Source organism: Acinetobacter sp. 25-47-130 (assembly GCF_056779705.1).
The window spans coordinates 401,676-423,911 of the sequence record NZ_JBWYII010000001.1 but is presented as its reverse complement, the minus strand read 5'-3'; the positions used below and the strand labels follow the sequence as shown (position 1 = coordinate 423,911).

General features: G+C 39.3%; 24 protein-coding genes. 3 read left to right on the top strand and 21 right to left on the bottom strand.

The window, feature by feature from the left end:
* Positions 1-33: 33 nt before the first annotated feature.
* The 3 genes from purT to dapC are packed head-to-tail and all read left to right on the top strand — an operon-like array spanning position 34 to position 5,142.
* The gene (gene purT, locus AC1M83_RS02050) at positions 34-1,251 is read left to right on the top strand and encodes a formate-dependent phosphoribosylglycinamide formyltransferase (protein ID WP_481587033.1); all 1,218 of its coding nucleotides are present in this window, start codon (positions 34-36) and stop codon (positions 1,249-1,251) included.
* A 23-nt stretch (positions 1,252-1,274) separates the two neighbouring features.
* A complete protein-coding gene (gene glnD, locus AC1M83_RS02045; RefSeq protein WP_481587032.1) occupies positions 1,275-3,941 on the top strand; it encodes a [protein-PII] uridylyltransferase in 2,667 nt (888 codons plus the stop codon).
* 31 nt (positions 3,942-3,972) lie between these two features.
* A complete protein-coding gene (gene dapC / locus AC1M83_RS02040; protein WP_481589863.1) occupies positions 3,973-5,142 on the top strand; it encodes a succinyldiaminopimelate transaminase in 1,170 nt (389 codons plus the stop codon).
* 208 nt (positions 5,143-5,350) lie between these two features.
* Here the strand turns inward: dapC and pyrF are convergent, their stop codons facing one another.
* The 21 genes from pyrF to msbA all read right to left on the bottom strand — a co-directional run bounded on the left by pyrF (position 5,351) and on the right by msbA (position 22,076).
* The gene (gene pyrF / locus AC1M83_RS02035) at positions 5,351-6,049 is read right to left on the bottom strand and encodes an orotidine-5'-phosphate decarboxylase (protein WP_179998209.1); all 699 of its coding nucleotides are present in this window, start codon (positions 6,047-6,049) and stop codon (positions 5,351-5,353) included.
* Between the two features lie 139 nt (positions 6,050-6,188).
* The gene (locus AC1M83_RS02030) at positions 6,189-6,554 is read right to left on the bottom strand and encodes a lipopolysaccharide assembly protein LapA domain-containing protein (RefSeq protein ID WP_035264552.1); all 366 of its coding nucleotides are present in this window, start codon (positions 6,552-6,554) and stop codon (positions 6,189-6,191) included.
* Between the two features lie 20 nt (positions 6,555-6,574).
* The gene (locus AC1M83_RS02025; protein WP_035264555.1) at positions 6,575-6,880 is read right to left on the bottom strand and encodes an integration host factor subunit beta; all 306 of its coding nucleotides are present in this window, start codon (positions 6,878-6,880) and stop codon (positions 6,575-6,577) included.
* Positions 6,881-7,042: 162 nt separating this feature from the next.
* Positions 7,043-8,719, bottom strand: coding sequence for a 30S ribosomal protein S1 (gene rpsA, locus AC1M83_RS02020; RefSeq protein WP_035264556.1), 1,677 nt, complete (start codon positions 8,717-8,719; stop codon positions 7,043-7,045).
* 116 nt (positions 8,720-8,835) lie between these two features.
* Entirely contained in the window at positions 8,836-9,516 is a 681-nt protein-coding gene (cmk, locus tag AC1M83_RS02015) for a (d)CMP kinase (RefSeq protein ID WP_035264559.1), read from the bottom strand.
* Positions 9,517-9,534: 18 nt separating this feature from the next.
* Entirely contained in the window at positions 9,535-9,966 is a 432-nt protein-coding gene (locus AC1M83_RS02010) for an SRPBCC family protein (RefSeq protein ID WP_180027685.1), read from the bottom strand.
* Positions 9,967-10,041: 75 nt separating this feature from the next.
* Positions 10,042-10,566, bottom strand: a complete 525-nt coding sequence (tadA, locus tag AC1M83_RS02005; RefSeq protein WP_481588346.1) for a tRNA adenosine(34) deaminase TadA — start codon at positions 10,564-10,566, stop codon at positions 10,042-10,044.
* 2 nt (positions 10,567-10,568) lie between these two features.
* Positions 10,569-11,690, bottom strand: a complete 1,122-nt coding sequence (locus AC1M83_RS02000) for an enoyl-CoA hydratase/isomerase family protein (RefSeq protein ID WP_481589862.1) — start codon at positions 11,688-11,690, stop codon at positions 10,569-10,571.
* Positions 11,687-12,400 (bottom strand): uracil-DNA glycosylase, encoded by a 714-nt coding sequence (gene ung, locus AC1M83_RS01995; RefSeq protein ID WP_481589861.1) that lies wholly within the window; start codon positions 12,398-12,400, stop codon positions 11,687-11,689. Before ung ends, AC1M83_RS02000 begins: the two co-directional genes overlap by 4 nt.
* Positions 12,401-12,428: 28 nt before the next feature.
* Positions 12,429-13,025: a 6-pyruvoyl trahydropterin synthase family protein gene (locus tag AC1M83_RS01990; RefSeq protein ID WP_481589860.1), complete on the bottom strand. Its 597-nt coding sequence runs from the start codon at positions 13,023-13,025 to the stop codon at positions 12,429-12,431.
* 161 nt (positions 13,026-13,186) lie between these two features.
* Entirely contained in the window at positions 13,187-14,143 is a 957-nt protein-coding gene (gene gspK / locus AC1M83_RS01985) for a type II secretion system minor pseudopilin GspK (protein ID WP_481589859.1), read from the bottom strand.
* A gap of 15 nt (positions 14,144-14,158) precedes the next feature.
* Positions 14,159-14,806 carry a type II secretion system minor pseudopilin GspJ gene (gene gspJ, locus AC1M83_RS01980; protein WP_481589858.1) on the bottom strand — a complete coding sequence of 216 codons (648 nt, stop codon included), beginning with the start codon at positions 14,804-14,806 and terminating at the stop codon, positions 14,159-14,161.
* Positions 14,803-15,195, bottom strand: coding sequence for a type II secretion system minor pseudopilin GspI (gene gspI / locus AC1M83_RS01975; protein WP_481589857.1), 393 nt, complete (start codon positions 15,193-15,195; stop codon positions 14,803-14,805). Before gspI ends, gspJ begins: the two co-directional genes overlap by 4 nt.
* Positions 15,182-15,742, bottom strand: a complete 561-nt coding sequence (locus tag AC1M83_RS01970) for a pilus assembly FimT family protein (protein ID WP_481589856.1) — start codon at positions 15,740-15,742, stop codon at positions 15,182-15,184. Before AC1M83_RS01970 ends, gspI begins: the two co-directional genes overlap by 14 nt.
* A 1-nt stretch (position 15,743) precedes the next feature.
* The gene (locus AC1M83_RS01965; protein ID WP_035264575.1) at positions 15,744-16,358 is read right to left on the bottom strand and encodes a TetR/AcrR family transcriptional regulator; all 615 of its coding nucleotides are present in this window, start codon (positions 16,356-16,358) and stop codon (positions 15,744-15,746) included.
* A 45-nt stretch (positions 16,359-16,403) separates the two neighbouring features.
* The gene (locus AC1M83_RS01960; protein ID WP_180027681.1) at positions 16,404-17,177 is read right to left on the bottom strand and encodes a TatD family hydrolase; all 774 of its coding nucleotides are present in this window, start codon (positions 17,175-17,177) and stop codon (positions 16,404-16,406) included.
* A 31-nt stretch (positions 17,178-17,208) separates the two neighbouring features.
* Positions 17,209-17,550: a PilZ domain-containing protein gene (locus AC1M83_RS01955; protein WP_481587020.1), complete on the bottom strand. Its 342-nt coding sequence runs from the start codon at positions 17,548-17,550 to the stop codon at positions 17,209-17,211.
* Between the two features lie 25 nt (positions 17,551-17,575).
* Positions 17,576-18,553 carry a DNA polymerase III subunit delta' gene (locus AC1M83_RS01950; RefSeq protein WP_481589855.1) on the bottom strand — a complete coding sequence of 326 codons (978 nt, stop codon included), beginning with the start codon at positions 18,551-18,553 and terminating at the stop codon, positions 17,576-17,578.
* A 13-nt stretch (positions 18,554-18,566) separates the two neighbouring features.
* A complete protein-coding gene (gene kdsB / locus AC1M83_RS01945) occupies positions 18,567-19,328 on the bottom strand; it encodes a 3-deoxy-manno-octulosonate cytidylyltransferase (protein ID WP_035264587.1) in 762 nt (253 codons plus the stop codon).
* Between the two features lie 9 nt (positions 19,329-19,337).
* Positions 19,338-20,348 carry a tetraacyldisaccharide 4'-kinase gene (gene lpxK / locus AC1M83_RS01940; RefSeq protein WP_481589854.1) on the bottom strand — a complete coding sequence of 337 codons (1,011 nt, stop codon included), beginning with the start codon at positions 20,346-20,348 and terminating at the stop codon, positions 19,338-19,340.
* Positions 20,349-20,351: 3 nt separating this feature from the next.
* Positions 20,352-22,076: a lipid A export permease/ATP-binding protein MsbA gene (gene msbA / locus AC1M83_RS01935; RefSeq protein WP_180027676.1), complete on the bottom strand. Its 1,725-nt coding sequence runs from the start codon at positions 22,074-22,076 to the stop codon at positions 20,352-20,354.
* Between the last annotated feature and the right edge of the window lie 160 nt (positions 22,077-22,236).

The following is a 22,236-nucleotide window of genomic DNA, read 5'->3' as shown; positions in this document are numbered from 1 at the left end:
TGATATGCTAAAAGTCCATAATATCAAGCACGGATGAATCAAATGCTTATTACACTCGGTACTCCACTTCAATCTTCGGCGTTTAAAGTTCTATTATTGGGTTCAGGTGAGTTGGGTAAAGAGGTGGTAATATCATTACAACGATTAGGTGTAGAAGTACATGCAGCAGATCGCTATGACAATGCACCTGCCATGCAAGTTGCTCATCATTCCTATACTTTGAATATGGCGGACCCAAAAGAATTAAAAAAACTGATTGAACAAGTTCAACCTCATTTAATTGTTCCTGAGATTGAAGCCATTGCCACTGAAGTCTTAGTGGAAATCGAAGATGCTAAAACTGCCGTAGTTATTCCCTCTGCGAAAGCCGTGAATCTCACCATGAATCGTGAAGGAATTCGTCGCCTCGCAGCTGAGGAACTAGGGCTACCAACCTCGGCTTATCGTTTTGCCAATAGTTTGGAATCATTCCGTGCAGCATGTGATGATATTGGCTATCCAAATTTTGTAAAACCTGTGATGTCATCATCGGGTAAAGGACAGTCACGCGTAAAATCTTTTGATGAAGTCGACGCGGCTTGGGAATATGCTCAAACAGGTGGTCGTGTCAATCAAGGCACTGTCATCGTAGAATCGCAAATTGATTTTGATTTCGAAATTACATTACTCACAGTACGCGCAAAAAATCCTGAAACAGGAGACATCGAAACGCACTTCTGCGACCCTATTGGACACCGTCAAGATGCAGGTGACTATGTAGAAAGCTGGCAACCTCAACCTATGAGCACAGCTGCCCTTGATGAAGCAAAACGTATTGCCAATAAAGTCACAGTAGCGCTAGGCGGTTGCGGTATTTTTGGAGTGGAATTATTCGTTAAAGGTGATCAAGTTTGGTTCAGTGAAGTTTCTCCACGTCCACATGACACTGGATTAGTGACACTTGCATCTCAATATCAAAGTGAATTTGAACTTCATGCTCGTGCGATTTTAGGTCTTCCAGTGAATACGCAACGTCACAGTGTGGCTGCAAGCGCTGTGATCTATGCAGGTGTTGATGATACGAATTTGTCATTTTCTGGCTTAAATCTTGCTATGCAAAACCCTAATGTCGATTTACGTCTTTTTGGCAAACCTGAAGGTTTTAAACGTCGCCGTATGGGGGTCTCAACTGCACGTGCTGAAACAACTGACATTGCACGCGAATTAGCGACTGAAGCAGCTTCAAAAGTAATTGTAAATCAAAATAAATAATTCATTAGGTAGGCCATCATTTCATGATCAATACGTCTCCATTAGCAAACTATGTTTCGAGTAATCACGACATCAAGGCAATTAATCAATGGCGCTCAGATGTTGAAAATCAATTACAACATGAGTTTGAACATGGTAAGGCGATACGTGAGATCATCCTCACTCGATCAAATCTGATTGATGAGGCGCTTAAATTCCTTTGGCAGCATGCTGAGTTAGATCAAACAGATCTAGGCTTGTTCGCTGTAGGAGGTTATGGTCGTCGTGAAATGATGCCCTACTCTGATGTCGACATTCTGATCCTTTCAGAAGATGATCTTACACAAGAACAAGAAAATGCCATTACCATTTTTATTTCCTCTCTATGGGATGTTGGAAATTTTAAACCTGGCGTAAGTGTAAGAACCATTCAACAGTGCTTTGAACAGGCCATGAATGACTTAACGGTAGCTACATCTCTCATTGAGTCTCGTTTAATTATTGGCAATGAACACTTAGCGAAATGGCCTCGTCGTGTTGTTTCACAAACTTGGACGGATAAAACCTTCTTTGATGCCAAGATGGAAGAACAAGCCAAACGCTACGCTCAGCACAACAACACTGAAAGTAATTTAGAACCTGATATCAAAAATGCACCGGGCGGCATTCGAGACATTAACCAAATTGGTTGGATTGCAAAACGGCATTTCCGAGTAAATCGTATATACGATCTTGTACATTTAGGTTTCATTTCTGAGTTTGAACTTGGGGTTCTCGAAGATGCTGAGAATTTTCTCTGGGAAATTCGTCATCATTTACACCGCTTAACTAAGCGTGATGAAAACCGACTATTGTTTGATTACCAACGCGATATCGCAGCAAAATTTGGTTACCACAAAGTCGAAGGTGAACATATCAATTATCCAATTGAACAGTTCATGAAACGCTACTATCGAGCAGCTCAGCAGGTTTCAACCCTGAATGAAATGCTACTCGCCTATTTTAATGAGTCTGTCATCACGCCTCGTTTACCCAACTATGAGCGTAAAATTGAGGAAGTGAATGAAAACTTCAAATTGGTGGATGGTAAACTCGCAGTTCAACACCATAAAATTTTTGCAGAGAAGCCTACAGCCATCCTTGAGATTTTCTATATCCTAGCAAATCGACCTGATATTGATGGGATTCGAGCGCGTACATTACGATTACTCACTTTAGCTGCAAAACGCATTGATCAAGCGTATAGAGACAATCCAATTAATCAAGCCTTGTTTATGGCGATCATCCGATCACCAAATAACTTATATGAAACATTGCTTGCAATGAAACGTTATGGTGTACTCGGCAACTATATTCCTGCATTTGGGCAAATCATGGGCCTTATGCAATACGATTTATTCCATATCTATACTGTAGATGCACATACGCTCCTACTCTTACGTAATTTAAATCGTTTTAAAGCGCCAGAATTTGCTAAAGATTTTCCTGTCGTAAGTTCGGTATTCCAGCGTCTGGTGCGCCGAGACATCGTATTCCTCGCTGCTTTGTTCCATGATATCGCCAAAGGTCGTGGTGGAGACCATAGTGAATTGGGCGCGGTTGATGCCATTGAGTTCTGTAGCAAGCACGGTTTTACTGAGCGTGAGTGTAATCTTGTTGCGTGGTTAATCCAAAATCATCTATTGATGTCGATGACTGCGCAGAAAAAAGATATTTCTGATCCAGATGTTGTAAAAGATTTTGCCGAGAAGCTAGGTGATATGGAACACTTAGACTATCTGTATACGCTTACAGTGGCTGACATTAACGCAACCAATCCTAAGCTTTGGAACACATGGCGAGCATCGCTCATGCGTCAGTTATATACCAATGCTCGTGACGTTATTCGTAGTGGTTTGGGACGTCCTGTCGATTACCAAATGCTGATCGAAGATACCAAATTTGCAGCAAGTGAATTACTTGTCAATGATTATGCTTTAGAAGCTGTTGAAAAAGTTTGGCAAGAACTTGGTGACGAATACTTCCTCAAAGAAACTGCAGATGAAGTCGCATGGCATACACGTGCAATCCTAGATCATGGTGATAATTCAGCACCATTGGTGATGATGCGCGCGCACCGTAAATCAGCGCAAGATGCTGTGCAGATTTTTATTTACACTCAAGATCAACCTAATCTTTTTGCCACCACTGTTGCAGTTCTAGATCGTATGAATCTAGATGTACAAGATGCACGCATTATTACAGCAACTAAATCCTTTAGCTTAGACACCTACGTGGTGCTTGATCGTTTTGGCACATTAGTGACAGATCCAGAACGTGAAAATACGGTAAAAGAATCATTGGTGCACGCATTAACAGATTCACAAAATTATCCAGGTTTAATGCAACGCCGTATACCACGCCAACTTCGTCATTTTGATATCGAAAACACAATTGATATTACGTTGAACGAGGCGCTACAGCAAAATATGGTCGAGATCTCTACCCTCGATCAGCCTGGATTACTTGCCCGTATCGGTGGCTTATTTATGATGCAAGGTCTCGATATCCATTCCGCGAAAATCGCCACCTTGGGTGAGCGCGCAGAAGATATTTTCTTTGTAACCAAAAAGAATGGCGAACCTATGAATTTAACTGAAGCTCAGGCTTTTGCTGAACAATTAAAAGCAGCATTAGATGAGGCTTCAAATCAGGTCTGTAATCATCATTAAAATTTAGATTTAACCCGACGGTAACTGTTTCATGAACTCTAGTTTAAACCTATTACATCCTTATCCATTTGAAAAGTTAAATAAACTTTTTCAGGATGTAAAACCTGCAAATCTTCCGTTAATTCCATTGTCAATTGGTGAGCCAAAACATCCTGCACCTGAATTCGTAAAACAAGCTATTGTCGATAACTTCAATCATCTTTCGACATACCCAAACAGTAAAGGCTTACCAGAATTACGTGAAAGTATTTCGCAATGGCTCACACGCCGTTTCAAATTAAATGCTATTAGCGCAGAAGATCATATTTTACCTGTGACTGGCACACGTGAAGGAATTTTCTCATTCGTACAAGCGCTGATCAATCGTGATGAAGCGCCTTATGTAGTTATGCCGAATCCCTTTTATCAAATTTACGAAGGTGCAGCTTTACTCGCTGGCGCTCAACCCTATTTCATCAACTGTACTGAAGAAAATGGTTACCTTGGCGACTTCGATGCTGTCCCTGCAGAAGTATGGGAGAAGACAGCTTTGCTCTTTATCTGCACCCCCGGAAATCCGACAGGTGCTGTGCTTTCAAAAGAACAGTTCAAAAAATTAATTGCGCTCTCTGATCAATACAATTTTGTCATCGCATCTGATGAATGCTATTCAGAACTATGGTTTGATGAAGCCCCTGTAGGATTACTCGAAGTTTGTGCTGAACTATGTCGTGATGACTATAAAAACTGTATCGTATTCCACTCTCTGTCTAAACGTTCTAATTTACCAGGTATGCGATCTGGCTTCGTTGCAGGTGATGCTAGTCTATTAAAACCTTATTTAAAATTCCGCACTTACCACGGTGCTGCAATGCCAGTACAACATCAATTGGCATCGATTGCTGCATGGAATGATGAAGCACATGTTGAAGAAAACCGTAAACAATACCGTGCTAAATTTGATTTATTCCAACAAGAATTAGGTCATTTGCTACCACTGAAAAAGCCTGATGCGGGTTTCTATTATTGGTTAAAGGTCGATAATGATGAAACTTTTGCCAAAATGCTGATGGAAAAAGCACATATCAAAGTCTTACCGGGTCGTTATTTATCTCGTGATACTGAACAAGGCAACCCAGGTGAAAACCATGTTCGTTTGGCACTGGTCGCAGATTTAGACCAATGTAAAGAAGTTGTTAAACGCTTAAAAGCAATTCTCTAATCGTGCATAATCTTTAACTTTAAGCCCTCTTTTTAGAGGGCTTATTTATTTTATTGATGAGTAAATGCTAGTCCAAATATTGGACTATAGCTCCCCTAAAGAAAATGTGAGGTTAACTTTGAAAACATCATTCATTTTAAAAATTAGTCAAAAAAACGCCATGAATTTTCATGGCGTTTTAAAATACTTAATGACTTTAATTGGAAAATTACAAAGTAGCCAGAATGTCTCTTAAAGTCTGATTTGGATTTTCTGATTTAGTAATCGGACGACCAATCACCAAGTGTGTAGAACCATCTAACATTGCTTGCTTAGGTGTAACAATACGTTTTTGATCATCCGCTGCAGAACCTTCCGGACGAATTCCCGGAGTGACGAGAGCAAAGTTCTGACCTAAAGTTTCGCGTAACATTTTTGCTTCTTGCGCAGAACATACAACACCATCCAAGCCACTTTCTTGAGTCAAGGTCGCTAGACGTTTTACATGTTCAAAAGGCTCAATATCCAAACCAAGATCACGTAGATCTTCTCGCCCCATTGAAGTTAATACGGTGACTGCAATCAACTGTGTTTGATAGTTACCTGATTTTAATCTTTCTACACAAGTTTCCATCATTTTTCGTCCACCAGATGCGTGAACATTAACCATCCATACCCCTTGATCTGCAGCAGCGCAAACGGCTTGTGCTGTAGTATTTGGAATATCATGAAATTTTAAATCTAAAAATACTTCAAAACCCTGATCATGCAATGCTTTTACAACAGTCGGACCTTCATGTGTAAAAAGTTCTTTACCCACCTTTACGCGACAAAGTTTAGGATCCAAATTTTCAGCCATTTTCAATGCGTCGTATTGGCTTTTTGCATCTAAAGCAACAATGATACTCAAGGTTGTTCTTCCGTCCATCTAAAGTTGCGTCATTATAAAGATGTTCAACTTAAGCTGCAAAATTAACTTTCAAAAACTCAGCATAAAATTCAACAGTTTATTTTCAATAAAAAAAACCTCTAAAATAAATTTTAGAGGTTTTTTAAATATTTATAAATTACAGCGGATTTGAGTTACGCGGATCTGAATGCACATCTAATACTGTCTTTTCATGACGTACATTTGCAGCAGCTTCTGCAGCAGCTAACTGAGCATTTTGGATTTGTTCTTTACGAAGATATTCAATATCTTTGCGAAGACGCTTAATTTCCCAACTATTTTGGAATACACGGAAAACTTGAACTCCGAGCAATAATCCAACGATGATCCCAAGTGCCAGAGTCAACAAAAGCAATAAACCTAATCTCATTGCCGGTACTTGAGTGAATAGAAGATCAACAGTCAGTTCTGTACCATTTTGCAGAACCAATGCCAATGCATATCCAAAGATTACAACTAACAGTGCAACTAATACGTAACGCATAACCACCCCTGAGTAATTTATTATTTTCCTGCTGATTCGTTTACAGCATCTCTTAGTGCTTTACCTGGTTTGAAATGAGGTACAGCTTTAGCAGCCACTTCAACTGACTTACCTGTTTTAGGATTACGCCCAACTCGCGGTTCGCGATGATGTAAAGCAAAACTTCCAAACCCACGAATTTCAATACGATTATCAGCTGATAATGACTCAATCATTTGATCGATCATAATTTTAACAGCTTCTTCGACCAATGGCTCAGCCAAATGAGGGTTTTTGATAGAAATACGTTCTATTAAGTCAGACTTATTAAGTGCTTCAGTAGTCATCTGCGACCTCTTTAATTATCAAGCTACTCTGTGCATAGCGAGATAATAACCTGTTTAAATACAAAACGGTAGCGCAGTAAGTCAATACTACGCTACCGTTTACAGTATTTGTGTAAAAAGTATTAGTTAAATTACATTAACAATACATTCAACACGAAAGACTTAGTGGTTCATTTGAGCTTTGATCAAATCACCAATTGTCTTAGGACCGTTGTCTTGACCTGCAGAAGCAGTTTTCAAGTTAGCAACAGCTTCTTTCTCTTCAGCTTCATCTTTCGCTTTGATAGACAAGTTGATTGCGCGTGATTTGCGATCAACATTGATGATCTTAGCTTCAACTTCTTGACCAACTTCTAAGAATTTAGTTGCATCTTCAACGCGGTCACGGTTGATTTCTGAAGCTTTAAGAGAAGCTTCAACTTCGTCAGCCAACTTAATTGTTGCGCCACGAGCATCAACTGCAACTACAGTACCTTTAACAAGAGCACCACGTTCGTTAGCAGCTAAGAAATCGTTGAACGGATCGCTGTTCATTTGCTTGATACCAAGGCTAATACGGTTGCCTTCAGCGTCTACAGAAAGGATAACCGCTTCAACAGTGTCACCTTTCTTGTAACGACGAATCGCTTCTTCGCCTTGTTCATTCCAAGAAATGTCAGATAAGTGAACTAGACCATCGATACCGCCTGGTAAACCAATGAAGATACCGAAGTCAGTGATAGACTTGATTGTACCTGAAACTTTTTCACCTTTGTCGTGAGCCTTAGCAAACTCTTCCCATGGGTTAGCACGAGTTTGTTTGATACCAAGAGAAATACGACGACGCTCTTCATCAACTTCAAGAACCATAACATCAACTTCATCACCAATCTGAACAACTTTAGATGGGTGGATGTTCTTGTTTGTGTGGTCCATTTCTGAAACGTGTACTAAGCCTTCAACGCCTTCAGCGATTTCAGCGAAGCAACCGTAATCAGTTAAGTTAGTTACACGCGCTTTAACGATAGAACCTTTAGGGTAACGGTTCATGATCGCTAACCATGGATCTTCACCAAGTTGTTTAAGACCTAATGATACACGGTTACGCTCTTTGTCAAATTTAAGTACTTTAACAGTAACTTCTTGACCAACTTCAACAACTTCTGATGGATGCTTGATACGTTTCCAAGCCATGTCAGTGATGTGAAGAAGACCATCAATACCGCCAAGGTCAACGAAAGCACCGTAGTCAGTAAGGTTTTTGATTGTACCAGTAACTGTTTGACCTTCTTCAAGTTGAGAAAGAAGAGCTTCACGGTCAGCTGAAGATTCAGCTTCCATAACAGCACGACGTGATACAACAACGTTGTTACGTTTAGCGTCAAGTTTGATAACTTTGAACTCTAACTCTTTACCTTCAAGGTGAGTCGTGTCACGGATAGGACGAGTGTCTACCAAAGAACCTGGTAAGAACGCACGTACTGGACCGATGTCAACAGTGAAACCGCCTTTAACCTTACCAGAGATAACACCAGTAACGATCTCGCCGTCTTCAAAGATTTTTTCAAGTTTAGTCCAAGTTTCAGCACGTTTAGCTTTTTCACGTGATAAAACTGTTTGACCCATACCGTTGTCAAGCGCTTCAACAACTACGTCAACTGTGTCACCAACGTTAACTTCAAGTTCACGTTGTTCGTTTAAGAATTCAGAGCGAGCTACTACGCCTTCAGATTTAAGGCCAGTATCTACAGTTACCCAGTCAGAATCGATGCTAACAACGATACCTTGGATGACTGCACCCTTTTCAACGTTGAGGTTTAATTCGCTTGCTTCAAAGAGGGCTGCAAAAGATTCGGTCATGATATACCTAGAAAAGTCAGCGGTCTTGGATCAGACAAGGCCGGTTTAGTTAAGTATCGACATAGTCCATATAGAACTGATCAAGCTATGCTTCCACTAATATTCATTAATTTATCTTATTGCGCATCAATGTATGCGGTCATCAGGTTAAATACAGCGTCAATGTCCAGATCTGAACTATCGATAATGTAAGCCCCTTCAGCCGGCTTAAGCGGCGCAACGGTTCTTTCCATATCACGCTTATCACGTGCTTGGATATTAGATAAAATGTCGCTTATTTTAACATTTTGCCCCATGGCCTGCAACTGCTTTACACGTCGCTCAGCACGAGACTCAGCAGAAGCCGTCAAATATATTTTTGCTTGGGCTTCTGGGAAGATTGAAGTCGCCATATCACGGCCATCGGCAACAAGACCTGGTGCTTGAGCAAATGCACGTTGTCTTTCGAATAATGCCTGTCTTAATTCAGGTACAACTGCAACCTTGGATGCAAACTCACCGACTTTTTCAGTGCGAATTTCATCCGTTACATCATGCCCGTTAAGTAAAATTTTTGTTTTTAAATGATCACTAACAAATTGAATATCGAGATGAGTCGCTATTTCTACGCATTTAACCAACACATCTGGATTGTGAATTGAATCAATTAAATTCAGCTGATGTAATGACAATCCCAACAAACGATACAAAGCGCCAGAATCTAGTAAATGAAACTGGTAATGCTGTGCCAATTTTGCTGCCAAAGTTCCTTTGCCTGAACCGCTTGGTCCATCGATCGTGATAATTTGAATTGTCATTACTTTACCAACTTCGCCTTAAAGGCGTTTTGCTAATTTCTTAAAACCAAGTGTAATAGCAAGTTTGAGTTGTGCAAGAATTAATTTGCTCACAAACGGTGCTCTTGCCTGTAATTCGATCGTGTATGTGACTAAAGTTTTAGCTGTTGAAAGCTCTTTAAATTCAATAATTCCAAGATGATGTTTGATTAATGGATTCTTGATAATTTTGTATTCAATACGCTTATTTGGCTCTAGTACAGTAATTTCTTCTTGAATTGGCTTTATTGGGCCTAATCCCATTTTTCGTACTGATCCAATCCCATCAGGACGACTCGGATCAGCTGCATCTTTAATGCGTACAACCTGAATCGGTGCAAATACATCATTATAAGTCGCATGTTTTGACAAAACTTCAAATACACGATCTATAGGCTGGTTAAATTCTTGTTTAACTTGGATTGAATTCATTTTTATTCCTTTTCATTGAGTCCGCTTCATACTGACAATACATTATGTCAATTTTTCCACAATCAACAATAGCAATCATTCCTGATTATTTTCTATTTTTTGTCGTACACGCTGTTGTTTTTTTTGTTCACGTCTGAATTTAAAAAATTCTGAAAGTTGATGAGCACACGCTGATTGCATGCAGCCCCCTTCAAATTCAAATATATGGTTGTAGTAACCTTGATTATTCAATAGCTGTCGCGCACTGACTAGAGAACCCGCTTTCGGCTCTAAAGTACCAAATACAACACGGTGAACTCGAGCATGAATTAAAGCCCCCACACACATCGTGCATGGCTCAAGGGTTACATAAAGGGTTGCATCTTCTGGTAGACGATAATTCTGAATTTGATTACATGCTTGGCGAAGTGCGACCACTTCAGCATGAGCAGTCGGGTCATGACTCAGGATGGGTTGATTATATCCTTCACCAATTACTTTTCCTTGACTCACAATGACAGCTCCAACAGGGATTTCTCCCAATTGAGCTGCAAATGCAGCCTGCTCATAGGCACGCTGCATCCATTTTAGATCTTCGGCATCAAATTGAATTTCAGTCAAAATTAAATAATACCGTACTGTTTTAACAAGTTATTCCAGCTCTCGATATTTGTAACTGGTGGGTGCGCACCTAAAACTCCTTTTAAGGACATAGATTCTGCAGGTGTCCATTCAGGAGATAAATCTTTATCCACTAAACGTGCACGTACGCCTTCAACAAAATCAGGATGTCTAATTTTCCAATCAGAAATTTGAGTTTCAAGTTCAAATACTTCTTGCCAAGGATGAACTTGACGCCCCCATTGCCATAACAACCAGGTAATCGCAGCTGTACTTGGTGATCCTTTTGCCAGATTTTCACTCGCTTGTCTTAGCCAATCACTTCGTGCATCACTTAAACCGATAATTGCTTCGTAGTCATTTTCAAAGTTTGCACCACGACAGACACTGTGAATCACGTCTAACGAGATTTGCAGTGGCCCTGGAGAAACTGGTCGATGCAAACTATTTAAAGTGTCATCTAATGCCCTAAAATCACCAGCAGGATAATGATCCCAATCGATATCGATCAACTTTTGTAAAACAACATCGCGCTGAGCATCACAAATATGAGTCGCCCAGCCAATACCATAAGCTCCTGCCGCAGTCATGATCGATCCAGTTAAACCTGTAAATAGACCAATTGGGCCACGATCTGCCAAGAAACGACTAGCACCAACATCAGGATATAAACCAATATTTACTTCTGGCATTGCAAGACGCGAATAAGGTGTAACGAGTCTGAATGGTGCAGCCATAAATAAACCAAGCCCACCACCCATCACATAACCTTCTCCCCAAACGACAATCGGCTTAGCGTAGTCATGCAACAAAAGATCTAGCGCGTATTCTTGTTCAAAAAATTTATTTGCCGCATCAACCTCATTATTGATGACCAACTGACGGAGTTTGCGTACATCCCCACCGGCACAAAAAGCTTTAGGGGTTGTTGAATCAAACCAGATCGCTTTAACCGCATCATCATGATGAAACTTTTCAAAAACAGCCAATAAAGCCGTCACAATAGATTCATCAAGTGCATGTAAAGATTTTGGACGATTTAATCGAACCACTCTCCATCCATTCTGTGCTTCTTCAACAATTAAGTCAGGATGATATTGATTCGTCTCAGGAGATATTGTCATGCTTCCAGCTGCCATTTAATTGGCTCAATGCCATTTTGTTTAAGATAATTATTTGTTTTTGAAAAAACTTTACACCCAAAAAAACCACCTCGGTTTGCTGCCAATGGTGATGGATGTGCTGCTTTTAAGACCAAATGCTTATTTTGGTCAATTCGTTGACCTTTCTTATGCGCGTACGCACCCCAAAGAATGAAAACGATCTTTTCACGTTGCTCATTTAGAACATCTATCGCAGCATCGGTGAAATCTTCCCAACCTTTCTTTTGGTGTGAAGTCGGCTGGCCCGCTTCAACAGTCAATACACTGTTCAGCAACAAGACACCCTCTTCAGCCCATTGGGTTAAATCACCATGCTTGGCAGGCGCTATTCCAAGGTCAGTGCTGAGTTCGTGATAGATATTACGCAAAGACGGCGGTAATGCAACACCCTTTTGCACTGAAAAACTCAATCCATGTGCTTGATTTGGACCGTGATAAGGATCTTGACCGAGAATCACGACCTTTACACGATCTAAGGGTGTGGTGTTGAAGGCATTAAAAATAAGAGAATTAGGTGGGTATATCACCTTATTCGCCTGTAATTCAGATTTGAGAAAAGCTTTCAGCTGATCCATTTTATCGCTGAGCAAAAACTCTGCTAAAGCATACTTCCAACCATCCTCTAACCGAACTTGATTCAGTTGACTTAATTCTTGTTCGGTGAGTTGCATTGTGTTCATCCCTAAATCAATCACAGCTTTAAAGTTTTACTTGTAAATCTACACTTGGGTTCTTAAAAGTTAAGCCTTGTTTCAATTGTTCGTACATTTTAGGATCAGACCATTCATTTTGAATTTGTTCTGAGAATACGATTTGATCAAGCGCCAATAAGCCCATCTGTTCATTTACGATATCTTCAGCAAAACTTTGCGCATAGCCTGTGTCAGTTTCATGCACGATCACTGAATAGACTTCAACATCACCTTCACCATTTTGCGTGATAGTTGATTTCAGTACTTGTTCTGCCAAATAAAAGAAAATTCGAGAAAATTGTTCAGCAGAAGGTGAAACGGGTAATGAAACCCAACGCGCACTAAAAGTTTTACATGCTTGAATATATTCAGCTGCATCCTCTTGCCAAAAACAAATCGCATGATCAAAACTATCATAAAGTTCTTTGATCACACCTTTCAGCAAACCAAAATCATAGACCATTTGACCATGGTCTAGCTTTGAGGCTCTCAATAATAATTCGACTTTATAGCTATGACCATGAATTGAACGCTTACAGCGGTCTGATGTGCAATTTCGCACAATATGCGCGTTTTCAAACTTAAATAATTTTCGAATTAACATATGTCAGAGCAATAAAAAATCATGGGTTAAAATGATTATAGTGCATATTCACACAACTCATCATTAATTTTAACGTTTTAAGCAATTGGCAAAACGTATTAAAAACAAAAAAATAAAAAGCCATCATTCAATTTGTTTAAATTAATAGTTTAGCAATTTAATCAATTGGTTTGAAGAGGTGCCAAACTTCTTGAGAAGACATAAACCTTATCTTCATCACGCATCAGATAACTCGAAAAATATCGCTTTCGATCAGATAGCATGATTTCAATATCTGCTCGATAGAATGCAGATTTAACATCAAAATTATTTTTTGCTGTGCTTTTTGCTTCTTCACTTAACTGACTTAGAGTGTTGAGTTCCCAGAGCTGATCTACGGACTCAAAAAACTCACCATTGGCTTTTTTCTGATCCAAATCACGCTGTACATTTTGCACATCCAAACTTGGGTCTATAGCAGCAATAATCATCGCTGGTGCTGTATTAATATTAATTTTAATTTCTTTTAAAGGAATCGCTGTAACATAAGGTTTTATCAATAAAAACTTATCACCTTCAAATCCTCGCACTTGCTTCAACTCTTCAACGCTATGAAAAGGACCATTCGCTGGCAAATAAGGACGCGTTAAACTTAAATAATAATTACTCTCTGCCCCCATCGCGCCAATCGTCAAATCATCTTGATCTTGCCAATCAATTACTGCTTCATTTAATTCTTCTGGCAAACCAAGCTTTGTTAATAATCCCTTAAAGTAATTCACCGCATTATCATTCGGCACACCATCATCTTTGACCAAACTGTTTAAATTAAACTTACCCGTTTCATCAATAATTTGCCCTGCAACATAACCACCATCAATTGGAAATGGTGGCATCGGTTGAGCCCAAGTTTCTAGAAGATTATCTGATTTTGAATTGGATTTAGCATCTTGAACCAATAATTCTGAGAAAAAAGCTTCAGCACTTTTTGCATAATACAGTGCTTGGTTTTGACGAATCACATAGGCCGTATTTTCACTGGTATTGTATTGACGATGGGCAATCGTCGCAGCAATGATAGTTGCCAAAGCGACTAACATTAAAATCGTAATCAAGGCGATTCCTTTTTGCTGCTTCATGCATTTTCCTAATGATTATTGACTAGATGTCGGTTTTAAATAGTCAGTATTAAGCAAACTGAAAATCCACTCGTATTCAACATCTTGTTGCTTAAATCTAATTCGCATACCTTTAGGCAATAGTCGAGCAACACCATCTTGAGCATCATTACCATTAGAACTTATTGTTGATGCATCTGGCCACGAATTCAATTCATTCGGGTTCAAAATTGTGATTTGAAACTCATCCACATTCTCTAGGATCGTACTGGATAAAGGTTGGGTTGTTTGAAGAACATTCAGATTGGGATACTTTAAACGATAAACTTTTCGATCTTGTGCATTATAACGATATTCTATTCTCTCAAATGGAGACAAACCCTGTTTCAGCGGATCTGTGACCCCTGCCTTACTAAATTGTACAGACTGATCATCCAGTAAAAATGCAGGTTGGATTTGTCCTGCGATATTTGCAGTCAGCGGTACAATTTGCAAAGCATCTCTTTGCATTTGTAAATAACTATCTTGCAAACTGAGAAGCTGCTGCTCATGCACCGCATTGCGATCTTTGACTTTATTTAAATAATCAAAAATTTTCCATCCTAAAGCAGACAATACTGCAAAGATGGCTATGGCAACCAAAAGCTCTACCAAGGTAAAACCTTGTTGTTTACTCTTGATCATGAGTTGGATTGCTCTCTGATAGGATAGTTATAAAACACCACGGTGGTGACACCTGATTCAACTTTACCTAAATCATTGTTATATAGACTCACTTGCACTTCTATTTTCTGAACATCTGGGCTAATAGTCGCTTCTGATTTTTTATCAATTTGCCAACTTAACCCTTGAGAGGTAATTTGCTTCGATTGAGTTCCCTCTAACCATTCACCACTAATTTGCATTGCAGCGACTTCATTTTGTGCGACGAATTGTGCTTTTGTTCGTAAAATTGCATTCGCAGTCGCCTGTGTGTACTGCATAGCCACCTTCGTCAATGACATTGCTGCTACAGCGAAAATAGCCAAAGCCACCACAACCTCAATCAAGGTAAATCCTTTAAGCGCCCGCATCGATTTTACCTAAGTAATCTATTTGAATAAGATCACCAATTGCTTTTTGTTCATAATACATTTGAATTGTGACAGGTTTAACCTCGCCATTGCCCAACCAAATTAATTTCGGTGCATTATTATTCATCAAGTCTGCATTAGTTGCATTTTCAAAACTATAGTCGCTACTTTCGATCTGAAATGAAACCTTAGCAGGTAGCTCTCTCGCAGAAAACTCTGGCATTTTAACCCAAGTGGAAGGTTGACGATTATTATTCGATACAAGCGTCTGCTCTGGACGAGTTAAATCATTATATTTTTGAAATGTATAGCGAAACTGATCACCATTCCATTGTGGCACCAATGCAACCACTAACGATTGATCAACAGCCTCTCGATGAATACGTTTTAAATCTAATATTAAAGCCTCTCTAGCTTGCATTGCTTTACGTTGATCAATCCCACCAATATTCATCACCACCAATGCCGCCATGATGCTGATGATCACAATGACCACCATCAATTCGATTAAAGTAAATCCGCCTTGACGGTGATCTAGAGATTGCATATTAGGCCACTGATTCTGTCAAATTAATCTGTTTAGGCATCATCAACGCTTGATCAATTAAAGCAACCCTTAACGTATCTCGACAACCTAAATAGCGTTGATAGAAACTCGAGTTTAATATCGCAGCACCACCATGAGTAATCGACCAAATGGATGCTAGATAATCCCGAGAACTCATCTTACTTTGAATGGATGCTAGATGATTTTCTGTCATACGAATGATAATTCTGAGTCTACTTTTGCGAATCTGATACATTTCATTAAACAAATGATTAATACCCTGACCGGTTGTAGACAATCGCTCTTCAATTTGATGAAAGAGTACAGTACGTTCTGGATGATGCAAATGGTGCAACATAAAAAAAGCTAAATGTTCAGGAAATCCTTTTTCAGTATCTCGAACCATTTCTAATAACATGCGCTCATTACGAATAATGAGCAACATGTACAATTCATCTTTACTTTGGAAGTGCTTATAGAGTGTTCCTTTTGCCAAATCCAACTCAGCGGCCAATGCATCCAATGTCATGCCCGCTTCGCCGTTTTCCAAAAGAAGTTGTTCTGCGACCTGAAATATTAATGCTTCTCTCGCTCTAAACTGAGCCTGACGATCCATCTTCACTCTATAAACTCTCTTCTTTCTATTTTCCGTATTAAATTTTTACTGCATTCGTAGAAGATTCTCGAAATTTTGCGTTGTAATAAAGGCAATCTCCTCGACTGACTTATCATATACATCACTTAATGCTTTGGCTACATATGGGACATACTTTGGTTCATTAGACTTTCCTCTATATGGCATTGGTGCTAAATAAGGGCTATCAGTCTCAATTAATAGTCGATCTAATGGAACTTGCTTGGCCACATCACGTAGATCCTGAGCATTTTTAAACGATACTATTCCTGAAAATGAAATGTAATAACCACAATCTAGAACCGCTTTTGCCGTATCCCAATCCTCAGTAAAACAATGCAAAATTCCGTGTGTCGACTTTTCAGCTCTTATAATATCTATCGTATCGTTTTTAGATGAGCGTGTGTGTACAACCACTGGCTTTTTCACCATCTGTGAAGCTTGAATATGTCGTGCAAAACATTCTTTTTGTTCTTTAACAAATTCAGTACTGTGATAATAATCTAGACCCGTTTCACCAATTGCCCAGACCTTATCTTTACTCGCCAATTCAACCAAAATTTCAACAGTAGCACGCTGCATGACTGCTGGATCTTCACATGGATGCACCCCAACACTGTAGCCTACTCCTTCGTGTCGAGCTGCAATTTCTGACAGAATAATATGATCATCTAAATCAACCGATATCCCCATCATTTTTGTGACACCAGCATCAATCGCTTGCTGAATTGCTAAATCGATATTTCCCTCGTAAGGTTCGAGATTGAGCATGTTTAAATGACAGTGTGTATCTACAAACACAAGGACACCTTTTAATTTCTTAAGTCAGAACCTACATTGTAAAGCTTGCGCGTGCTGTTGACATACTTCCAGCGAGTATTTTTTCTGCTTCCATTTTGTAATAGGCTCCTTTATCTCCAGTTAACTGCAATCCAAAACCTTGTGGTTTAATGCCTGATTGCTTATACGAAATCCAAATCACCTTACCCGTAATTGGTATTTTTTGGGTTTGATTAGGAAGTGTTGCCAAGATAAAAATCTCTTCACCCATTTTGACTGGATGTTTGGTTGGAATAAATAATCCACCACCCTCAACAAAAGGCATATAACTGGATTGCAGAGTTTCGCGATCATTAATATTGACTTGTAATAAACCGCCCGGACGTGGCTGCATCTCTATCCCCTGTATTCAAACATGATTATTGAACATTCATTAATTTTATAAAAAGCTGATCAACAATTAAATTTGATTGAACATTCTGCTCAACCATTTGTTTTGCTTGATGCACATCGTTATAAATATCAAATAATTGCTCTAATTGATATTGCTCAGCCAACAAACTAAAGTCTAAATCGCTATTTTTTACATTTTGTTCCATTTTATAGGCAACAAGATCAGCTAATAAGTACTCAAACATAAAAATCAACTCGGAAAAGTTGAGTTGCTTATTCCATTTAGAGGCGTACTGCATTGGCATATTTTTTTGACTGACTAAATGATACCAATCATTTATAAACGCACTTCGCAGAGTTAACCATTCACTTGAGGCCAACTCAATAGCAGCTAAAGGCATACCATTCGACAGGTTAAGCAACAGTTTGCCCAAAGTCTGCTGCTCCACATTCAAGTGCTCATTCAAATACGCATTGGCTTGATCATCAGACAACCGATCTAAGGCGTAATGTTGTAGGCGACTTCGTATAGTGGCTGGTAATTTTAAATAATGATCCGCCAAAAGAATAATCACAACACGCTCACCTGGTTCTTCAAGTGTTTTCAATAAAGCATTTGACGATGCGATATTGAGCGCTTCCGCCGGTTCAATCACAATAACCCGCCAACCATCGACGGTTTGTTGCACGAATGGCTGTAATTCACGAATTTTCTCAATTTTAATTTTAGCGTTTTGTTTCTTATTGTCCTCATCCGTCGTGACGTAAACATAATTTGGATGAGTATCTGATTTTAGCCACAAACAACTCGAACACTGACCACAAGGTTGATTTGGCTGCTTATCTAAACATAGCAGCCAAGTAACAAATTGCTGGGTAAAAGCTTCTTTACCACAGCCTTTTTTGCCATAAAAAAGTAATCCATGACCTACTTGAGGAAACCGCTGAGTCAGTGTGCTCCATACATTAAGTTGCCAAGGATAAACATGCTGAGTCTGAGTCATTGACTAATCTATACTATTGGAAATGAGAAATAGGCATTGCATTAAGACGGTCTAAATCTTGTTGCGTATCCACACCTGGTGGTAAGCTCACCTCTGCCACATCAATTGCGATTCGATGACCATTTTCTAAAACACGTAGTTGCTCAAGGCTTTCTAAAACCTCAAGCTCACCCTGATCCCATGTCACATACTCTTGCAGCAACTTCACTCTATAGGCATATAAACCAAGATGTCGGTAGGCTTTAGGATGTAGTAAATGTGGTTGTTGCTTTGATCCATCACGATCATATGGAATGGTTGCACGACTAAAATAAAGCGCTTCATTGAATTTACTCATGACAACTTTCACAATACTATCGCGCTTAAATTCTTCTAATTCTTTGATCACTTCACACAAAGTAGACATTGAACATTCAGGCTTTTGCTCTAACAAAGAAGCAACCTGTTGGACTAAAGATGCAGGCAATAATGGTTCATCACCTTGCACATTTACAATAATATCTTCACTCGCCCAACCTTTGATTCGTGCAACTTCACTCAATCGGTCGGTTCCAGAAGGGTGTTCTGCACTGGTCAACACAACATCAATTTGTTCTGCCTTACAAAGATCAACAATTCTTTGATCATCAGTAGCAACACATAAATCATCAAACCCAGTCACTTTTCGCGCCTGATCTACCACACGTAAAATCATTTCACGCCCGTGTATTTTAAGTAGTGGTTTTCCAGGTAAACGCGAACTTGCAAAGCGAGCAGGTATTACAATATGTTTCATGGATATTCCTTATGTGTTTACGATACCGAGTTTTGCAAGCTGGTGATCCAGCAAATCATAACAAGCTGATGATAAAGCTGCTTCAACAGGAACCACCCAAATTTCACGACTAAATTCTGGATGTTGTTTTAACAAAGGGAGGAGTTTCACAGCATCTTTTTCAGTGGTGATGATTGGATTTGAATCTTCAAATTGTAAATCATCAATCTGATAATCATAATGATCAGGAAATTCATGACACTGAAAATGCTTTAAGCCCATACTTTCAAGGGTTTTATAAAACCGTTGCGGGAACCCAATACCAACGACCGCATAATAATTCAAATCAGTGACAAAATATTCAACTTGATCTTCGACTGGATTTAACAAGTACGGCGCCGCTACTTGTAATTGCATATACAGATCTGAACTTGGTTGTTCAGCATGCTCAATTACTGTACCACTGCATAACCGTGCTACTGGCTCACGCAAAAAACCTTCTGGTAACAGTTTCTGATTACCCAAACCACGATTGTTATCCAGCACAATCCATTCTAATTGACGATCAAGTGCCCAATGTTGCAAACCATCATCACTAATGATCAAATCAAGTTGATGCTTAGAGAGAAGCAACTCTATGCTTTTCTGTCGTTGCCCACCTACGACCATCGGCACGCCAGTAGATTGCACAATTAAACAGGGCTCATCACCCACTTCATTTGGCTCAGAATCGAGATTCACGCTTGCAGGAAAAGGACCTTTACCACCATAGCCTCGACTAATTACTCCAACTCGAATATTTTTTTGTTGAAGATATTTAACCAATTGAATTAATAACGGTGTTTTACCACTACCACCTACCGTTATATTGCCAATGACCATGACAGGAACTGGTGCAGTATAAATAGGTTTTATACCACGTTGATACAAGGCTTTGTTCAGGGAAAATCCTAATCGATAAAGCAATGACAGGGGTCGCAATACAATCAACCACTTGGATTGCTTATTCCAAGCGTTTTGAATGACCTGCGCAATAGACATAACTTATTCCTCAAAATTACGTTGATGCAGTTGGAAATATGCACCACGCAAATCGAGTAATTCCTGATGTGTTCCCTGCTCTAATATTCGACCTTTATCCATTACCACAATAAGATCTGCATTCTCAATCGTTGATAATCGATGTGCAATGACAATCGTTGTCCGATCCTGCATAGCTGCATCAAAAGCACGTTGAATGAAGTATTCAGACTCATTGTCTAATGCGCTTGTCGCTTCATCAAGAATTAAAATCGGAGCATTTTTTAAGATTGCTCGAGCAATTGCAATACGCTGTCTTTGTCCACCAGATAAATTTAAACCTTGAGCCCCTAATGGTGTGTCATAGCCTTGAGGCAGTGCCATAATAAAGTCATGGGCATAAGCAGCTTTCGCAGCAGCAATAATCTGCTCTTCCGAAGCATCTTGTAACTGACCATAAGCAATATTCTCACGAACAGTTCGGTTAAACAGCACGACTTGCTGATTGACCATAGCCACTTGTGAGCGTAACGCTGTAACTTCAATATCTTGAATATCATGGCCGTCAAATTTGATTGACCCTGAACTTAATTCTTGAAAACGAACCAATAAGTTGACTAAAGAAGACTTACCAGCCCCCGAACGCCCCACCAACGCTACAGTCTGCCCAGCTTTAACATTTAAATTGAAATCATGGATGGCATGGAAACCATCGCTATATGTTAAATTTGCCTGATTAAATTCAATATTGCCTTTGAGTTGTGGTTTTAACTGCCCTTCATTTTTTTCTTCAGGCATATCCAATAATTCAAATACTGAATGTGCTGCAGCCATTCCTCGCTGTAATTTTTCATTGATATCGGTTAAAGCTTTAATCGGCTTACTCAACATACCGGCTGCAGTAATATACGCAACAAACTGACCCGCTGAAGTATCCTGTAATATCTCAGGTCTTAAAGCAATCCAAATCACAATACTTAAAGCGATCGCCATAATAAGTTGTACAACAGGACTATTTAATTGTTGTACTGCAACCATTTTTAAACCACGACGCAAGTTTTCGAGTGAGGTTTCTTTAAAACGAGTTTGCTCGTATGCCTGTCCACCAAACCCTTTAACAACTAAATTACCATTCACGGTTTCTTGCACTACATGGTTTACATCACCCATCGTATCTTGCACTTGAGTAGACAGCTTACGCATACGTTTAGCAGCTTTTCTAATCAAAAAACCGATTAAAGGCGCAAAAATCAAAATACATAAAGTCAAGCGCCAGTTGGAATAGAACAAATATCCTAACAGCGCAATGGTGATCAAACCTTGTTGTAATAAGGTTCTTAATGACTCCGTTGAGGCAGCAGTCAGCTGTTCAACGTTGTACATAATTTTGGCAGTAATATGACCACTAGTGTTATCTAAATAATATTGCGACGGTAATCGCATTAATTTAGCAAAAACTTCTTGGCGAATATTAAAAATTAGATTTCGAGAAATCACCGAAGTGTAGTATCCACCTAGAAATAGCCCCACTCCTCGTACAAACATCAAAACAACAACCAAAAACGGGAATAAGTTCGTGAAACTTCGATCCTGTTCTTGAATGGCATTGATAATATGCTCTAATAATTTCGCAACAGAAACTTCAGTCGCGGCATTCAGCACAAAACCAAATACAACAATCAATGCAATCGTCCAGTACTGTTTTAAGTAACTCAACAAACGCATATAAACTTTAAAATCTTGCTTCACTCACTACCTCTAATTGGTACGGTATTCTTAAACACCTAAACAGATTCAGCACGTATGCAATTTAATCATACATAATTCGAACATCGAATGCTAAAGTCTGCCCCACTCTAAAATCAATGGCCTGATTGTATGGAATGATCAAAGTAAACCTTAGCTCAAT

Coding starts and splice junctions, on each gene's coding strand:
- AC1M83_RS01950 (WP_481589855.1), bottom strand. CDS start 18,553: ATGACTCAGACTCAGCATGTTTATCCTTGGCAACTTAATGTATGGAGC.
- purT (WP_481587033.1), top strand. CDS start 34: ATGAATCAAATGCTTATTACACTCGGTACTCCACTTCAATCTTCGGCG.
- gspI (WP_481589857.1), bottom strand. CDS start 15,195: ATGCGGGCGCTTAAAGGATTTACCTTGATTGAGGTTGTGGTGGCTTTG.
- cmk (WP_035264559.1), bottom strand. CDS start 9,516: ATGACAATTCAAATTATCACGATCGATGGACCAAGCGGTTCAGGCAAA.
- AC1M83_RS02000 (WP_481589862.1), bottom strand. CDS start 11,690: ATGACAATATCTCCTGAGACGAATCAATATCATCCTGACTTAATTGTT.
- kdsB (WP_035264587.1), bottom strand. CDS start 19,328: ATGAAACATATTGTAATACCTGCTCGCTTTGCAAGTTCGCGTTTACCT.
- glnD (WP_481587032.1), top strand. CDS start 1,275: ATGATCAATACGTCTCCATTAGCAAACTATGTTTCGAGTAATCACGAC.
- pyrF (WP_179998209.1), bottom strand. CDS start 6,049: ATGGACGGAAGAACAACCTTGAGTATCATTGTTGCTTTAGATGCAAAA.
- AC1M83_RS02010 (WP_180027685.1), bottom strand. CDS start 9,966: ATGAATTCAATCCAAGTTAAACAAGAATTTAACCAGCCTATAGATCGT.
- gspJ (WP_481589858.1), bottom strand. CDS start 14,806: ATGATCAAGAGTAAACAACAAGGTTTTACCTTGGTAGAGCTTTTGGTT.
- gspK (WP_481589859.1), bottom strand. CDS start 14,143: ATGAAGCAGCAAAAAGGAATCGCCTTGATTACGATTTTAATGTTAGTC.
- rpsA (WP_035264556.1), bottom strand. CDS start 8,719: ATGACCGAATCTTTTGCAGCCCTCTTTGAAGCAAGCGAATTAAACCTC.
- AC1M83_RS02025 (WP_035264555.1), bottom strand. CDS start 6,880: ATGACTACTGAAGCACTTAATAAGTCTGACTTAATAGAACGTATTTCT.
- ung (WP_481589861.1), bottom strand. CDS start 12,400: ATGCAACTCACCGAACAAGAATTAAGTCAACTGAATCAAGTTCGGTTA.
- AC1M83_RS01970 (WP_481589856.1), bottom strand. CDS start 15,742: ATGCAATCTCTAGATCACCGTCAAGGCGGATTTACTTTAATCGAATTG.
- dapC (WP_481589863.1), top strand. CDS start 3,973: ATGAACTCTAGTTTAAACCTATTACATCCTTATCCATTTGAAAAGTTA.
- AC1M83_RS02030 (WP_035264552.1), bottom strand. CDS start 6,554: ATGCGTTACGTATTAGTTGCACTGTTAGTTGTAATCTTTGGATATGCA.
- AC1M83_RS01965 (WP_035264575.1), bottom strand. CDS start 16,358: ATGGATCGTCAGGCTCAGTTTAGAGCGAGAGAAGCATTAATATTTCAG.
- AC1M83_RS01955 (WP_481587020.1), bottom strand. CDS start 17,550: ATGCAGCCACGTCCGGGCGGTTTATTACAAGTCAATATTAATGATCGC.
- AC1M83_RS01990 (WP_481589860.1), bottom strand. CDS start 13,025: ATGTTAATTCGAAAATTATTTAAGTTTGAAAACGCGCATATTGTGCGA.
- lpxK (WP_481589854.1), bottom strand. CDS start 20,348: ATGTCTATTGCGCAGGTCATTCAAAACGCTTGGAATAAGCAATCCAAG.